Origin of the sequence: Hydrobacter penzbergensis (assembly GCF_900106985.1) — a bacterium.
Lineage (GTDB): Bacteria > Bacteroidota > Bacteroidia > Chitinophagales > Chitinophagaceae > Sediminibacterium > Sediminibacterium magnilacihabitans.
On record NZ_FNNO01000018.1, the window covers coordinates 1 to 17,018 of the forward strand.

The window sequence follows — 17,018 nt, forward strand, 5'->3', positions numbered from 1 at the left end:
TATTTTGCTTAATAGGGCATGCTAAGCTATTTTAAGGCTATCTAAGAAGGTTAGGAAAGGTATTAGGGGTTCGATTGTGACCCCGTCCAGTCCGCTTAAGGAAACGATCAATTTTGACTGTTTCCTTTTTTTATTCCATTCTACATATGCTTGATTAGTCGCAAGAGATATTGTGTCCAAACCTGATAATATGCCCATCTGGACATTCTACCAACATTTCTCTCATATTCCATTCTTTACTGTCGGGTTCAGCAAGAATCTTAGCCCCACCATCCTTGATTAACGCATAATACTTGTCTACGTTGTCGACAACGAGGCTGAGCCACGTTGCAGGATTGCCTTGGTCTTCTTTACAAAAGAATATCTCGACATCATCTCTGTAAACACCACCAAACGTCGGAGGAGCTTCCCATTCCCATTTATTCTCGAATTTTAACTGCTCTGTAAAATATTGTATGCTTTTTCGTACATCCGTTGAATAGAGGATGGGGATTGCTTTGTCAAATTTCATAAAATATTTTTAGTGAATGAAAATGCCGGGCAATGCAAGCATAAAGCAATACTACTAATATAAACAGATTAATGCAACATTGGGTCGGTGCAGATAAGGTTTCATTGGTTGGTTGTATATTCCCGCTTATCAAATACCTGGTCGGTAAATCCCGTTGACTGCGCTACCTTTGGGTGGCATGACACCTTTATCTTCTTTACGTAAATATTTCTGGAAATATCGTGTACGCTTTATAGTAGGTACCCTGTTTGTTGTATTCTCCAACTATTTTGCCGTGTTGGCGCCACAGATAACCGGTTTTGTGGTGAACCTGGTACAGCAGCGATTGCCCGGCGCGAGGCCGGTTGCTTCCAAACCGGTACATGATGTGCTGGTGCACCGGTTCATCACCTGGGTGCAATCGGCACAGTTCAGTTTTGGCTGGCTCATCGCCGTTTGCAGCCTCACTATTTTATTGCTGGCTATACTGCGCGGTATTTTCATGTTCTTCATGCGCCAGACCATCATTGTCATGAGCCGGCATATTGAATACGACCAGAAGAATGAGATTTTTAAACATTACCAGCGGCTCGATACAAATTTCTACAAGACCCACAGCACCGGCGACCTCATGAACCGGATGACGGAAGACGTGAGCCGTGTGCGGATGTACACCGGCCCCGCCATCATGTACCTGATCAACCTGGTAACCCTCATTGGATTTTGCGTGATGAATATGCTGCGTAAAGACGTGTCGTTAACACTCTATGTACTGGCGCCATTGCCACTGCTGGCCATCACCATCTATTTTGTAAACAGCATCATCAACAAAAAAAGCGAAAGGATACAGGCGCTTTTGTCAGATCTCACCACCAATGCCCAGGAATCGTATTCCGGTATACGCGTGATCAAATCTTTTGTGCAGGAAAAAGCCATGCTCGGTTTCTTCACCAGAAACAGCGAAGCATATAAAAAGAATGCCGTGAGCCTGGCCAGGGTCGAAGCCATTTATTTCCCCAGTATGGCACTGATGATTGGACTCAGCACCCTGGTCACCATCCTGATAGGAGGCGTACAGGCCCTGCACGACAGCAGCAAGATCGGGCTGATCGTTGAATTCGTCATCTATATCAACATGCTCACTTTCCCGGTAAGCGCCATCGGGTGGACGGCCAGCATGATCCAGCGGGCTTCGGCTTCCCAAAGAAGGATCAATGAATTCCTGCTCACCGAGCCTACCATTGCCAATCTTCCCGAAGCCCAGCAGGTAAAGGTTTCCGGCGATATTGTATTCGATGCAGTAAATTTTATTTATCCGCATACCGGTATCAACGCCGTCAAACAATTCAGCCTGCGGATTACGAAAGGAGAGAAGGTGCTGGTATTGGGCAGAACCGGCAGTGGTAAAACCACCCTTGCGCAGTTGTTGTTGCGTTTTTACGATCCGCAGGAAGGGAAGATCACCATTGGTGGCAACGATATCCGTACGATGGACCTCAAATCTTTCCGCGACCAGGTGAGTTATGTGCAACAGGATGTGTTCCTGTTCAGCGATACGGTGCGCGACAATATCAGCTTTGGTTTGGCATCACCTGCATCGGAAGAACGGGTAACGGAAGCCGCTGCTTTTGCCAGCGTACACAAAGAGATACAGGGCTTTGCCAAAGGCTATGAAACCATGATCGGGGAGCGTGGTGTAACATTGAGTGGTGGCCAGAAACAGCGGATATCCATTGCCCGTGCGCTGATCAAAAACCCCGAGATCGTAGTGTTCGACGATTGCCTGAGCGCCGTGGATGCCAAAACAGAACACGTTATTATTGGTAACCTCTACCGATACCTGCACGATAAAACCGCTATCATCATCACCCATCGCATATTCTCCTCTTTCCCTTTTCATAAGATCGTCGTGCTGGACAATGGCGAGCTGTTGGAAATGGGTTCACACGAGGAACTGATGGCCGCCAATGGCTATTATGCCGAGTTATACCGGCTCCAACTGACCGAAGAAAAGGCCGAAGTATAAGGCAAAAGCGGCTTTTTGCGGGGTTTCCGGCAGGTTTTATGAAAATTTTGGTAATTCAATAACAATCATATATTTGTGTCACTCAAAAATTAACCAAACAAAATCTACAACTGTGTCGTACGAGAACAACGAAAAAAAAATGGAAAGTGTGTACAGCACACGTATCAGGGCAGGCAAAAGGAGGACGTATTTTTTTGATGTAAGGGCAACACGCGGTAATGATTATTTCCTGACCATTACAGAAAGCCGGAAACGCTTTGATAACAACGGGTACGACAGGCACAAGATCTTCCTGTACAAAGAAGATTTCAACAAGTTCATCAAGGCACTGAACGAAGCCGTAGATTATGTAAAGACAGAACTGATGCCTGATTTTGATTTTGACGCTTTTAACCATGAATACAACGATGCCGAGGGCGAAGTAGAAGTTGCGGAAGAAGCGGCTGTAGTAGCTGAACAGCCGGTAGCCGCTCCCGTTGCAGCAGCTACTCCTACTGTTGATGCGGTAGCCGCATCCAACACCGCTTCGGAAGAAGTAGACAAATGGTAACCAGCCATAAACTAATTGCTTATCCAAAAGCCGCTTTCACCAGCGGCTTTTTTTATGTGCGAATGATTTTGAATCTTTACATCCGAATTCAAATTGCCAGCTATGATCCGCATCTTTATTACCGGTGGAACCTTCGATAAGGAATACAATGAACTGAAGGGAGAACTTTATTTTAAGAATACCCACATGCAGGAACTGCTGGAGAAGGGAAGGTGCCGGCTGGATGTTCAGATCCGCACCCTGATGATGATCGACAGCCTGGAAATGACAGATGAAGACAGGGATCTGATCGTACACCAGTGCATTCAATGCGAAGAAGACAAGATCGTCATCACCCATGGCACCGATACCATGTCGGTAACAGCCCGTGTGCTGGCAGAAAAAGTCAAGAACAAAACGATTGTACTCACAGGGGCCATGATACCCATCAAATTTGGTAGTTCCGACGGCCTGTTCAACCTGGGCGGGGCATTAGCCTTTGTACAAACCCTGCCGCCCGGCGTTTATGTAGCCATGAACGGCCGTTGGTTCAATTGGGATAATGTGCGGAAGAACAAACAGACTGGCGTATTTGAAGAAATAAAATAGCCCCCCAACCGGTTACAGATTTTTCAGCATCCAAATGCCGCAGCCGCAGTGCCCGCTGTTTCCCATAGGAGCTGTAAGGTATTGAAAGCCAAACAGCTCATAAATGCCAACTGCTTTTTTTAATTCAGGCATACTTTCAAGGTAAACCCTTGAAAATCCCTTTGCTTTAGCGGTTTCCAAACACAATGTGATCAATTGCCTGCCGAGGCCCAGTCCGCGTGCAGCAGGCGCCAAGTACATCTTCACCAGTTCGCAAGTATCTGCCGGCAATGCATTGGTAGGATAAATGCCCGCCCCACCCAATAGCGCTCCGTCTTTTTCCGCTACAAAATAGCTGCTGGCGGGCTCAGCATCGAAAGTTTCAAATAAATGATCGGTGGTTTCGTCGTAATAAACGGTTCCGGGCTTATTGGCGCCAAACTCTTCCAAGGCCTTGCGAATGATGGAGGCAAGGGCTGCATTATCTGTTTGTGCTATTGGCCTGATGTTAACCATTGATTCAGTTTTTCCTGAACTGCTTATAGGCGTTGACCAATCCGTTCGTGGATGAGTCGTGCGTAGTTACTGCTGTATCATCGGCTAATTCGGGGAGTAATTGATTAGCCAACTGTTTACCCAGTTCCACGCCCCATTGATCGAAGCTGAAAATATTCCAGATCACGCCCTGCACAAATATCTTATGCTCATAAAACGCAATCAGGCTTCCCAATGAATGTGGTGTGATTTCTTTTAACAGGAATGAATTGGTAGGCTTATTGCCTTCAAATACTTTAAAAGGCAGCAGCCGCTTGATCTCTTCTTTGCTTTTATCGGCTTTCTCCAACTCTGCTCTTACCTGGCTCTCCGTTTTGCCATTCATAAGCGCTTCTGTTTGCGCAAAGAAATTAGACAACAGTTTGGTGTGATGATCGCCAATAGGATTGTGGCTGATGGCCGGTGCAATGAAATCGCAGGGGATCATCAAGGTACCCTGGTGGATCAGTTGATAAAAAGCATGTTGTCCGTTGGTGCCCGGCTCACCCCAGATCACCGGTCCGGTTGCATAATTCACCGGGTGCCCGCTGCGGTCAATGCTTTTACCGTTGCTTTCCATATTGCCCTGTTGCAGGTAAGCCGCAAAACGATGTAAGTATTGATCGTAGGGGAGGATGGCTTCACTTTGTGCACCAAAGAAATTGGTGTACCAGATACCGATAAGCGCCATCAACACAGGTATATTCTTATCAAATTTCTCTTTGCGGAAATGTTCATCTACTGCTGCCGCACCTTTCAGGAGCGCTTCAAAATGTTCGTATCCAATGGTGAGCGCAATAGACAACCCAATAGCGCTCCACAGAGAATACCGGCCGCCTACCCAGTCCCAGAATTCAAACATATTGGCTTTGTCGATACCAAATGCCGTTACATCTTTTTCATTGGTGCTGAGCGCCACGAAATGTTTGGCCACATGCGCCTGGTCTTTTGCCTCCTTGAGGAACCAGTCACGCGCCGTGTGCGCATTGGTCATGGTTTCCTGCGTGGTGAAGGTTTTGGAAGCCACCAGGAAAAGTGTTTCTTCGGGCGTTACTTTTTTCAGTGTTTCAGCGATATGCGTTCCATCGACATTGCTCACAAAATAAGTTTCAATGTCTTTTTTCCAATAGGGGCGAAGCGCTTCTGTTACCATCACCGGCCCCAGGTCGCTGCCGCCGATGCCGATATTCACAATATAACGGATCTTTTTGCCGGTATATCCTTTCCATTTGCCGCTGTGCACTTCCTCGCAGAAAGTTTTCATGTGGTTGAGTACCCGTTGCACATGCGGCATGATGTCTTTGCCATCTACCAATATAGGTGTATCAGAAAAATTACGCAGGGCGGTATGTAATACCGAACGGTGTTCCGTTTCATTGATCTTCAGTCCGGCGAACATATCGTGGATCGCATCTTTCAGCTTACAGTCCTCCGCCAGTTGCAGCAACAACTGCAAGGTCTTCTGGTTGATAATATTCTTGGAATAATCGAACAGTGTTTCTTCAAATACAAGGGAAAAACGCTGGAAACGCTCGGGATCTGCCGCAAAAAGGTCTTTCATGTGACGGCGGCTCATTTCTTCTTCGTGGTGCTTCTTCAATAAAAACCATGCCTGGGTATTCGTTGGGTTGATTCTCGGTAACATGCTCTTGGTTCTTTTCTAAATTTCAATGATAAATAAAGTCCACTTCATCAATAAACAGCTGTACTACAAAGTATCAATCACCCGGATGGTTTCGTCCACCATGGAGGAACTAATATCTAAATGCAACACAAACCTGATCTGTGTAGAGGATATGGCAATTGCGTAGATATTGGATTGTTTAAGGATTGCCGACAAACCAGGTGCGGTAAAACGGCCTTTCACTTCAAAAATAATGATATTGGTTTCAACTGGTAAAATCTCATCCACAAAATCTTTCTTTTGCAATGCTGCTGCAATTCGCTGCGCATGCGCGTGGTCATCTGCCAGGCGTGCTACATTATTTTCCAATGCATAAATTCCTGCTGCTGCCAGATAGCCTGCTTGCCGCATGCCACCGCCGAATACTTTCCGTATCCTGCGTGCTTTCTTGATATAAGCGCCGGATCCGATCAACACACTTCCTACCGGAGCGCCCAATCCTTTGCTCAAACAAATAGAAATACTATCGAATACAGTTCCGTATTGCCCGCAGGTTTCATGCTTCGCTACCAGTGCATTGAACAGGCGGGCGCCATCGAGATGCAGCCTGAGGTTATTATCCAAACAAACCTGTTTTATTTCCTGTATATCAGTAAATTGATAACAGCTTCCGCCGCCGCGGTTGGCTGTATTTTCTAAAGAAACCAATGTGGAGACCGGCTTATGTACATCATCTGCATTGATGGACTGTTTCACTTGCGTTGCCGTAATACGGCCACGGTCGCCATGCAGCAAACGCACCGAGCAGCCCGAGTTAAAAGCAATACCGCCTCCTTCGTATTGATAAACATGCGACAACTGTTCGCAGATCACTTCATCGCCTGGTTGTGTATGACATTTGATGGCAATCTGGTTGGTCATGGTGCCACTGGGACAAAAAACGGCCGCCTCCATGCCAAACAAACCGGCGCATAATTGTTCCAAGCGGTTTACCGTTGGGTCTTCTCCAAAAACATCATCCCCCGTTGGAGCTGCCTGCATTGCCGCCAGCATGCCAGGGGTAGGCCGTGTAACGGTATCACTTCTGAAATCGATCATGCCGCTAAGATAGGTGTTGCGATCAGAACAAGATGCTCCTGCAGCTTACCGTTTATAAAATAATGTTGCGACTATGATCGTGGCGCCCTTAGATTTGCGGATTAAAAAAATCGCTCATAAATTAATATCTTCAATCTGATGATTGGAGTCTTCCGGTATCTTGGATACCTTTTTTCTAGTTTCAGATTGTTTGCACGTTGAAAGCGTAAAACGGATATCATGATTCGAAAGATCCATATCACTAAACCCTTGTACCTCCTTTGTACCCTTACTTGTTTGTATTTACCCGGAAAAGCGCAACAGTTGCAACAGGATGCCACTTTATTACAGAACGCCAGCCTGGACAATGTGGTGCAGTATGCTTTGAAGCACCAGCCTTCTTTTCAACAGTCGCTCATCGATGAAGAGATTGTTGAAACCACCATCCGCAACAAACTATCTGCCTGGTACCCGCAGTTGAATTTGAACTACAGCCTGCAACACAATTTCCAGGTGCCAACAAGTGTCATTGGCGGGAACCCCATCAGGCTGGGCGTGAACAATACTTCTGCTGCACAATTCACTGTATCGCAGAACCTTTTCAACCGCGATGCATTGCTGGCTTTCCGTAGCAAAGGAGATGTTCGTACGCAGGCGCGCCAGCATACAGGTATCGACAAGATCGGTGTGATATCCAATGTGTCGAAAGCCTTTTACGATGTGCTGGCTACCATGCAACAGATCAAAGTGTCGGATGAAAATATTGCGCGGCTGGAAAGCAGCATACGGATAGCAACCAACCAGTACAAAGCCGGACTGACAGACAAAACCGATTATAAGCGCGCTACCATTTCTCTCAACAACAGCAAAGCTACCCGTGTTGCAAACCTGGTGGTATTGAAGGCTAAGTCGGCCTACCTGAAAACGCTGATGGGTTGTCCGGATAGCGTAGACCTGCACATCGCATACGATACCCTTCAACTGGAGAAAGATGCGATGCTGGATACATTGCAGTTGCCCGATTATACACGCCGCGCTGAATACCAGTTCCTGCAAACGCAGAAAAGGCTACTCTCAGCCAACCTGCAATACGAGAAATGGTCGTACCTCCCCACGGTAGCCCTCAACGGAGCGTATAACATGAATTTCCAGGACAATGATTTTGCCAAGCTGTACAACATGAATTATCCCAGCTCTTTTGCTGCACTAACGATAACCCTTCCCATTTTCCAGGGAGGTAAACGCAAAGCGAATATCGACCAGGCAGGGTGGCAGTTGAAGAAAACCAACTGGGACATCATCAACCTGAAAAATGCTGTCAACGCACAGTATGCGCAGGCAATGGCCGGCTATAAAACCAACCTGGCCAATTACCAGGCGCTGAAAGAAAACCTGGCGCTGGCGAGGGAAGTGTATGGCATTATTGAGTTGCAGTACAAATCGGGTGTGAAAACTTACCTGGAAGTTATTACAGCAGAAACCGATCTGCGCACATCCGAGATCAATTATTACAATGCCTTATACCAGGTGCTGGCCAGCAAAATAGATGTGCAGGTAGCCCTGGGCCAAATCGTTTACTAATTTTTAAATCATCTCTTTATATGTTGTTGCATACTTTGAAAAATCATACCGGCATCATCATAACGGCGTTGTTTATGGCTTCCTGCGGAAGTTCTCAACAACAGGGGCCGCAGCAGGCTGGCCTGCAAGCCGTACCGGTTACCCTCGATACGGTAAAAAGCACCGATGCGGTGTATCACGATGAATATCCAGGCACGGTGGTAGCGTTCAACCAGGTAGACATCAGGGCGCAGGTAAGCGGTTATGTTACCGGACTGTTCTTTAAAGATGGAGATAAAGTGAGCAAGGGACAAAAACTGTACACCATCGACGCACAGGTATACGATGCCAATTACCAGCAGGCGCAAGCCAACCTGCAGGTGCAGGAAACCAATTTATTGAAAGCCCAAAAAGACGCCGACCGTTACCACGAGTTGGATAAGCACGATGCCATTGCCAAGCAACAGGTTGATTATGCCGATGCTGCATTGGAAGCTGCACACAAACAGGTATCGGCCGCCAAAGCAGCGGTGAACAGCATGAAGAGCAACCTGGGCTTCACTACCATCTATGCACCATTCAGCGGCACCATTGGTATTTCACAGGTAAAGCAGGGAGCCGCAGTGGTGGCAGGTCAAACCATTCTCAACACTGTTTCTACCGATAACCCCATGGCCGTTGATTTTGCAGTGAACCAACAGGAGCTGTACCGCTTCACGCAGTTGCAACAAAAAGGCGGCAAGGATTCTACTTTCACCCTTGCATTCGGAACAGCTGTGTATCCTGCTAACGGTACCATCAGCATGATCGATCGCGCTGTTGATCCGCAAACATCTACTATCAGAACAAGGCTTAGCTTTCCGAACGACAAAGGCATGCTGAAGGCAGGGATGAGCGCTACGGTACGCGTACTCAACCAGGCATCTAGTCACGCTGTAATGATCCCTTATAAAGCAATTACAGAGCAATTGGGTGAGTTCTTTGTTTACGTAGTGGGCGATAGCAGCAAAGTAAACCAGCGCAAAGTGCAGTTGGGTACGCAGATAGGAAACAACGTGATTGTGCAGAGCGGTTTGAATGCAGGTGAAAAAATAGCCGTGCAGGGAGTACAGAATTTGCGTGAAGGAGCGGTGATTACTACTGCTGTCAAAGGCAAGAGTCAAAAATAGAGCGTTAATTTTTAATTCAATATGATCGCAGATACTTTTATAAAACGTCCTGTTACAGCCATCGTCATCTCCATTGTGATTGTGCTGGTGGGATTGATCTCCATGACCAACCTGCCTGTTGCGCAGTATCCTGATATTACGCCGCCAACGGTTTCCATCAGTGGTAATTTCACCGGCGCCGATGCACAGACAGTGGAACAGACGACCACCACGGCCATTGAATCGCAGGTGAACGGTACGCCGGGCATGACCTATATGAGCAGTAACAGTACCAGCAGCGGACAGAGCAGCATTACGGTAAATTTTGAAGTAGGTACCAATATCGATATCGCCACGTTGGATGTACAGAACCGCGTGAGTGTTGCGCAACCTACTTTACCCGATGCGGTGAAACGACTGGGACTCACTACCCGTAAGCGTAACCCCAGCATCATGATGGCGCTGGCGCTGTATTCACCCAATGGTACGCACGATGCGATCTTCCTGGGTAACTATGCCAATATTTATTTGAAAGATGCGCTGTTGCGTGTGAAGGGAGTAGGAGATATCCTGGCCCGAGCCGATGATTTCAGTATGCGTGTATGGCTCAACCCGCGCAAGCTGGCCATGCTGGGTCTTACACCGGCTGATGTGAATGCTGCGCTCGCAGAACAAAACATACAGATCGCGGCGGGCACCGTGGGTGGCAATCCACAACCGGGACGGCAGGTCTTCGAATACAATGTGCTTACCAGCAGCCGCATCAATACCAAAGAGCAGTTTGAAAACATCATCGTACGTACCAAGCCTTCCGATGGCAGTATCGTCTATTTGAAAGATATTGCCCGCGTTGAGTTGGGTAAATTCGACTATTCCATCAATGCCCTGGTAAATGGAAAGCCTTGTGCATTCGTGCTTATTTACCAGGCACCCGGCGCCAATGCGCTCGATACGTATGCCGGTGTGATGAAAGCATTGGATAACCTCAAAAAACATTTCCCCAAAGACATCGATTACCTGGTGCCGCTCGAAACAGCATCGGTAGTACAGGTATCGATCGACGAAGTGATCCATACCTTGCTGGAAGCTTTGCTGCTGGTGGTGTTGGTGGTATTCCTGTTCTTACAGAACTGGCGCGCTACGCTGATCCCCGTATTGGCAATACCGGTATCATTGATCGGCGCCTTTATTTTCTTCGCGCCCTTCGGATTTACCATCAACACGCTTACACTCTTTGCCTTTGTGTTGGCCATCGGCATTGTGGTGGATGATGCCATTGTGGTAGTGGAAGCGGTACAGCATTATATCGACCATGAAAAGATGACGCCCAGGGAAGCCACACAAAAAGCCATGAAAGACATTTCGGGTCCGGTGGTGGCCATCGCGTTGATACTGGCAGCTGTGTTTATACCGGTAGGATTTGTACCGGGTATCGTGGGCAGGCTTTACCAGCAGTTTGCCATTACCATTGCCGTTTCAGTAGTGATCTCTGCATTCGTTGCGCTGTCACTCACCCCGGCCTTGTGTATCGTACTGTTGAAGCCTTCCAAAGATGCAACAGCAAAGAAAAACATCCTGGAAAAATTCTTTGCCGCTTTCAATAACAAGTTCACCAGGCTCACCCGTTCTTATGCGCGTGGTGTAGGTAAATGGATCCGCGCAACGCCATATGTATTGGTGATGATGGTGTGTTTGTTCGTAGGGTTGTTTTTCCTTTTCAAAGCCAAACCTTCCGGCTTCATACCCACGGAAGACGAAGGCCGTTTGTATGTAACGTATGAAATGCCCGAAGGAACTTCTACCACGCGCAACGTAGCTATGATGAAAGATGTAATGGCAATGGTGCGAAGTATCCCTGCCGTAAAAGTGGTAGGCGGACTGGCCGGACTGAACATTGTAAGCTTCTCCAGCAAATCCAACACCGGTACCATGTTCGTGAGCCTGAAACCCTGGGCAGACCGGAAGAAAGCGGAAGAACAATTGAAAGGGGTGATTGCAGAGATCACCAAACGAACCGCCAATATAAAAGAGGCACGCATATTACCCATTGCGCCGCCCGCCATCCCGGGATTGGGCGCTACTTCGGGTTTTACTTTTGAACTGCAACAAACCACCAGTACCGACAGCCTCCGGCAATTCGAAGGAGTAGCCAGAAAATTCCTCGGGGCGCTGTACCAGCGGCCGGAAATCGGTATGGCGTACACGTTCTTCTCTACACGAACACCGGGTTACCAGGTTGATGTTGACAGGGAGAAAGCAAAAAAGCTGGGCGTATCTGTGGCAGATGCGTACGCAACGTTGTCAACCTTGCTGGGCAGCAGTTATGTAAACGATTTCAATATCTACGGACGTAATTTCAGGGTGATGACGCAGGCCGACAGCAGTTTTCGCGGATCCATCGATGACCTGCAGGGCTATTATGTGCGCAACAGCCAGGGTGGAATGGTGCCGATGGGCGCGTTGGTCAACACAAAGCTGATTGAAAACCCGGCCGTCATATCACACTACAATATTTACCGTTCTATTGAGATCAACGGAACACCCAAACCCGGTTTCAGTAGCGGACAGGCCATTGAAGCATTGAAACAAACAGCGGCCCAGGTGCTGCCCGAAGGTTACAGCTATGAATTTTCGGGTATGAGCCGGGAAGAGATCAAGGCAGGCAGCAGCGCGGCGATGATCTTCGTTATCTCCATTGTGTTTGTGTTCCTGTTCCTGGCGGCATTGTATGAGAGCTGGTCTATCCCGTTCTCGGTATTGTTCGCCGTGCCGATCGGGGCATTCGGTTCTATCCTTACACTTACTTTTATCCCATCACTCAGCAATAATGTCTATGCCCAGATCGGTTTGATTACGCTGATCGGACTGGCAGCCAAGAATGCCATCCTGATCGTGGAATTTGCCAAAGAGCGGGTAGACAGGGGTATTGACATTGTTCACGCCACTTTACAGGCGGTAGAACTGAGGTTGCGGCCTATTGTGATGACCTCCCTGGCCTTTATCCTGGGTGTATTGCCCCTGGCATTTGCATCGGGAGCAGCGGCAGAATCGAGAAAAACCATTGGCTGGACCGTATTCGGGGGTATGCTGGCGGCTACCACACTGGCCATATTTGTGGTACCGGTATTCTTCGTACTCATTACGAAAATATCGTATGGGAGAAAACTCAAACGTCTACAGGAGCAGCAGCGGCTGGAAGAGGGTATCGACAGGTCTATTGCCGATTCCCGCTTGAGCTGATTAATTGTCATATTTTGCCCATTTATGCAGTTTTTTCCACAAAAGCTGGCAAAATCCATTGTTACGATGTAACTTTGCGGGCTTCTTATGATCGTATTGGGTAACTTTAACGATTTTAGTACAGCGCTTTTGAAACATTTGAGGTCTTTTAGTCGTTTACATTAAATAAGATAATATCACATCATGAGGCAGCTCAAAATTGCAACACAGATTACCAACCGAGATTCGCAGGCCGTAGAGAAGTATCTGCAGGAGATTTCCAAGATCCCTATGATCACTCCCGAAGAGGAGACTACACTGGCACAGCGCATCAAAATGGGTGATCAGCGAGCGCTCGACAAATTGGTGCAGGCCAACTTACGTTTCGTGGTATCTGTGGCTAAGCAGTACCAGCACCAGGGCCTTTCTCTTAGCGACCTGATCAACGAGGGCAACCTCGGTCTGATAAAAGCAGCCCAGCGTTTCGATGAAACCAAGGGTTTTAAATTCATCTCATACGCGGTATGGTGGATCCGCCAGTCCATCTTACAGGCGTTGGCAGAGCAGGGCAGATTGGTCCGCCTGCCTCAAAACAAAATTGGCACATACAACAAAGCCAACAAAGCCTATATGGCTTTTGAACAGGAGCACGAGCGCGAGCCGTCTACCGAAGAGTTGGCTGAAATCCTGGAAATGAGCGAAACCGAGATCAACAACATCTTCCAGAGCAACACCCGTCACACTTCATTGGATGCCCCCGTACACGAGGCAGAAGATGTAGCCATGGGCGACCTGCTGGAAGGTAGCGATGATACCGATGACGACGTGATGAAAGATTCACTGCGTGAAGAGATTCGCCGCGTATTGAAATCATTGAGTCCGCGTGAAGCCGAAATCGTGAATGCGTATTTTGGTCTGGATGGCGAGAACGGGGTGACCATTGAACAGATTGGCATGAAATACGACCTGACAAAAGAACGTATCCGCCAGATCAAGGAGAGGGCCATCAAACGCTTACAGAAAGCGCGTTACAGCAATGCATTGAAAGCATACCTGGGATAAGGTTTTATAAAGAAACTGACAATAAGACCCCTCTGCGTAAACGGAGGGGTTTTTGTTTGTATGTTTGTTCACATCTAACTAAATAGTCTAAGCAGTATGGCAAATGAAGCAACAGAAAAAGTACATGTGCTGATCATAGGTTCGGGGCCTGCGGGTTATACCGCCGCCATTTATGCGGCGCGCGCCAATATGAAGCCGGTATTGTATCAGGGTATTCAACCCGGCGGACAGCTCACCATCACCACAGAAGTAGAAAATTACCCGGGTTATCCCGATGGCATACAGGGGCCTGAAATGATGGTCCATTTTGAAAAACAGGCTGCCCGCATGGGCGCCGATATCCGTTACGGACTCGCCACTAAAGTTGATTTCTCCCAACATCCCTACAAAGTGCAGATTGATGAGGAAAAATGGATCGAAGCAGATGCCGTGATCATTTGTACAGGCGCTTCGGCCAAATGGCTGGGGCTGCCCAGTGAAGAGCGCCTGAACGGTTTTGGTGTGAGTGCTTGTGCCGTGTGCGATGGATTTTTCTTCAAAGGAAAAGACGTGGCCATCGTTGGTGCGGGAGATACTGCTGCGGAAGAAGCTTTGTATTTATCGAAACTCTGTACCAACGTTCACATGTTCATCCGCCGCGATAAAATGCGCGCCAGTAAAGTGATGCAGGAAAGGGTATTGAATGCACCCAACATCAAAGTATATTGGAACACCGATACCGATGAAATAATGGGAGAGAATAGAGTGGAAGCCGTTCGCATCAAAAACAACCAGACACAGGAAACACAGACCATACCCATCAGCGGATTTTTTGTTGCCATCGGTCATCATCCCAACAGCGATATCTTCAAAGGATGGCTGGATATGGATGAGACCGGTTACCTGCTCACCACACCCGGCACTACAAAAACCAATATAGAAGGCGTATTTGCTGCAGGAGATGTGCAGGACAAGAATTACCGTCAGGCGGTAACAGCAGCCGGCAGTGGTTGTATGGCGGCATTGGATGCGGAACGGTACCTGACAACGAAAGGATTAGTATAAACCATCGTCATCCCGAGCGAGCGAAGCGAGTCGAGGGACCTGCTGAAAGCTTCATGAGGTCCCTCGGCTTCGCTCGGGATGACGGTTGTAACAAATGATATTTATGCTTTCCATACATTTAAACAACCTCCTTTTTCACTCCTTTCATGGTTTATATGAGGAAGAGACGGTGTTGGGCAATGATTTCAAAGTAGATGTTACCGTCTGGCACCAGCCGGCCCGTATTCCTGTAAAATCTTTGCACGAAACCATCAACTATGTAACGGTGTATGAGTTGATAAAGAAAAGAATGGAAACGCCTACTTTGTTATTGGAAACACTGGCTACTACCATTGCGCAGGAAATACTCGCAACTTTTCAGCAGGCGGAAAAAGTCAAAATATCGATCGATAAATTGCAACCGCCGATACCCGATTTTCATGGGAGTGTGGGAGTGGAGTTTGAACTGAAGAGAAATTAGATAATGGCTTAATTGCTCAATACTCAATGGCTCAATGATGAAATATTATTACCTGATCGTTTCTTTGTTTTTGGGGATAACAACATTGCGTGCACAGGATGTGAATGTATTGCTGAAAGAGGCAGATAATTTTGAGAAGCAGCAGAAAGACCAGCCGGCATTGGATAAATACAAGGAGATTTTATTGATAGCACCTGCTAATATCCGTGCATTGGTGCATTCAGCAGAGTTGAATTTATCGTTGGGTAGCAGGGTAACAGATAAAAATGGTATGCGCTTGTATTATGAGTCGGCAGCGGCTTTTGCGCAGAGAGCCTGGCAGGCAGACAGCAACAATGCAGACGCGAATTATATTATGGCGATGATTGCCGATCGAATGCCCGAGATAGAAACAGAAGCAAAGAAAACAGCGGTTTATTTTAAAGATGAAAAAAGATATGCCGATAAAGCGCTGCTGCTGAATCCCCGTTACGGGAAAGCGCATTACCTGGTTGGCAAGTGGCATTACGAATTGTTGACGCTGCCACCTTTGAAAAAAGCCGCCATCAAATTCCTGCACGGAGGCTTGCCACCAGCCGATATGGATTCGGCTATCGCGCACCTGGAACAATGCAAAACACTCGAGCCCTATTTTGTATCCAATTACCTGGTACTCGCGAAAGCATATAAAGAGAACAGGCGGCCCGCACAAGCTATTGAAGTATTGAAGCTCCTGGTAAGGCTGCCTGTTCGCACTGCCAACGACCCCGCGTTGAAAGCAGAGGGCGCCGAGTTATTACAGTCGATGCAATGAGTAGTTTGCGTTATTAAATTAGGTAATAATATACAATTCTAATTCGTTCCTCAACAAAGCAAATTCAATATTTGCTCGTTAATTGTATTATTGTTAGATTAAGACATGCCGTTTTGGCATATGTATTGCCATTACCGACAATACATAACGCTCAAATTGTCAAAAAAAGGAACATATTTTTCGTTGGCTTAATGTTTGCACCCCCATTGCTATAAAACCAATTAGTTATGTTAAAGAATAACTCCATAACATCCAGGATAGAAAAAATGAGCAACTTCCGCTATGGACCTACTGGCACCGCCGCTCAACAGGATTCGCCAAAACTATCAATGTTATCACAGATAGAAAGGGAGATTAACATCATTTACTTTCAACAAGGGGAGCGCCCTTCAGCTATGAAGAATAAGTTTTCGCGGGATCTTCTATAACAGCAGTTACTACTTCTCAACGAATGTTTTCAGGCTTTGCCCGATGATATAGGTCCATCCTTCTGCAAAATTGGCTGGATTGAAATCGGGGTTCTCTTTGGGGAAAGTATCCAGCCCAGCATGGGAAAGTTTTACACTTGTTTTACCACTATCATCCCTCAATTCAAAGCTTACGAAAGATTGGCCGGGATAACCATCATAAGACCAACTGTAGGTTAATTTTTTTTCAGGCACCACTTCGGTGATCTTGCAAAGATGACGATAGCTTCTGTCGTCTTTGCCTCCTTGAAATTCAAATGTAAAACCAACTTCAGGTTTGAACGCTGCCAGATCAAAATACCATTGTTTCATGTCATCCTTGTTGGTAATGGCTTTCCAAACCCTGGATACCGGTGCGTTGAGCACTTTTTCAATAACGAATGGCGCGGTTTTCATG

General features: G+C 47.2%; 15 protein-coding genes. 10 read left to right on the plus strand and 5 right to left on the minus strand.

Annotation, left to right across the window (positions count from 1 at the left end):
- Positions 1-154 precede the first annotated feature (154 nt).
- Complete coding sequence (locus BLU98_RS15290) at positions 155-511, minus strand: VOC family protein (RefSeq protein WP_092726395.1); 357 nt, start codon at positions 509-511, stop codon at positions 155-157.
- A 178-nt stretch (positions 512-689) separates the two neighbouring features.
- Between BLU98_RS15290 and BLU98_RS15295 the strand changes: the two genes are divergently transcribed.
- From BLU98_RS15295 to BLU98_RS15305, 3 genes are all read left to right on the plus strand, one after another.
- Positions 690-2,516 (plus strand): ABC transporter ATP-binding protein, encoded by a 1,827-nt coding sequence (locus BLU98_RS15295; RefSeq protein ID WP_092726517.1) that lies wholly within the window; start codon positions 690-692, stop codon positions 2,514-2,516.
- A gap of 112 nt (positions 2,517-2,628) precedes the next feature.
- The gene (locus tag BLU98_RS15300) at positions 2,629-3,066 is read left to right on the plus strand and encodes a DUF3276 family protein (protein WP_092726397.1); all 438 of its coding nucleotides are present in this window, start codon (positions 2,629-2,631) and stop codon (positions 3,064-3,066) included.
- A 102-nt stretch (positions 3,067-3,168) separates the two neighbouring features.
- On the plus strand, positions 3,169-3,654 hold the full coding sequence (locus BLU98_RS15305; protein ID WP_092726398.1) for an asparaginase domain-containing protein: 486 nt from the start codon (positions 3,169-3,171) through the stop codon (positions 3,652-3,654).
- Between the two features lie 12 nt (positions 3,655-3,666).
- Here BLU98_RS15305 and BLU98_RS15310 read toward each other — a convergent pair whose 3' ends face one another.
- From BLU98_RS15310 to BLU98_RS15320, 3 genes are all read right to left on the minus strand, one after another.
- Entirely contained in the window at positions 3,667-4,149 is a 483-nt protein-coding gene (locus tag BLU98_RS15310) for a GNAT family N-acetyltransferase (RefSeq protein ID WP_092726400.1), read from the minus strand.
- A 4-nt stretch (positions 4,150-4,153) separates the two neighbouring features.
- Positions 4,154-5,812, minus strand: coding sequence for a glucose-6-phosphate isomerase (pgi, locus tag BLU98_RS15315; RefSeq protein ID WP_092726402.1), 1,659 nt, complete (start codon positions 5,810-5,812; stop codon positions 4,154-4,156).
- A 63-nt stretch (positions 5,813-5,875) separates the two neighbouring features.
- Positions 5,876-6,889, minus strand: coding sequence for a threonine aldolase family protein (locus BLU98_RS15320; RefSeq protein ID WP_092726403.1), 1,014 nt, complete (start codon positions 6,887-6,889; stop codon positions 5,876-5,878).
- A 219-nt stretch (positions 6,890-7,108) separates the two neighbouring features.
- On the opposite strand from BLU98_RS15320, the gene BLU98_RS15325 reads away from it, so the two are divergent.
- The 7 genes from BLU98_RS15325 (at position 7,109) to BLU98_RS15355 (ending at position 16,154) form a co-directional block, all read left to right on the plus strand.
- The gene (locus BLU98_RS15325; protein WP_092726405.1) at positions 7,109-8,449 is read left to right on the plus strand and encodes a TolC family protein; all 1,341 of its coding nucleotides are present in this window, start codon (positions 7,109-7,111) and stop codon (positions 8,447-8,449) included.
- A gap of 20 nt (positions 8,450-8,469) precedes the next feature.
- The gene (locus BLU98_RS15330; protein ID WP_092726408.1) at positions 8,470-9,597 is read left to right on the plus strand and encodes an efflux RND transporter periplasmic adaptor subunit; all 1,128 of its coding nucleotides are present in this window, start codon (positions 8,470-8,472) and stop codon (positions 9,595-9,597) included.
- Between the two features lie 21 nt (positions 9,598-9,618).
- Positions 9,619-12,816: an efflux RND transporter permease subunit gene (locus tag BLU98_RS15335; RefSeq protein ID WP_092726409.1), complete on the plus strand. Its 3,198-nt coding sequence runs from the start codon at positions 9,619-9,621 to the stop codon at positions 12,814-12,816.
- 183 nt (positions 12,817-12,999) lie between these two features.
- A complete protein-coding gene (locus tag BLU98_RS15340) occupies positions 13,000-13,857 on the plus strand; it encodes a sigma-70 family RNA polymerase sigma factor (protein WP_026770093.1) in 858 nt (285 codons plus the stop codon).
- Between the two features lie 96 nt (positions 13,858-13,953).
- Positions 13,954-14,901, plus strand: coding sequence for a thioredoxin-disulfide reductase (trxB, locus tag BLU98_RS15345; protein ID WP_092726413.1), 948 nt, complete (start codon positions 13,954-13,956; stop codon positions 14,899-14,901).
- 103 nt (positions 14,902-15,004) lie between these two features.
- Positions 15,005-15,361 (plus strand): dihydroneopterin aldolase, encoded by a 357-nt coding sequence (folB, locus tag BLU98_RS15350; protein ID WP_257575036.1) that lies wholly within the window; start codon positions 15,005-15,007, stop codon positions 15,359-15,361.
- Between the two features lie 34 nt (positions 15,362-15,395).
- The gene (locus tag BLU98_RS15355; protein ID WP_092726419.1) at positions 15,396-16,154 is read left to right on the plus strand and encodes a hypothetical protein; all 759 of its coding nucleotides are present in this window, start codon (positions 15,396-15,398) and stop codon (positions 16,152-16,154) included.
- A 437-nt stretch (positions 16,155-16,591) separates the two neighbouring features.
- On the opposite strand, the gene BLU98_RS15365 is transcribed toward BLU98_RS15355, so the two are convergent.
- A complete protein-coding gene (locus BLU98_RS15365) occupies positions 16,592-17,017 on the minus strand; it encodes an SRPBCC family protein (RefSeq protein WP_092726426.1) in 426 nt (141 codons plus the stop codon).
- Position 17,018 lies beyond the last annotated feature (1 nt).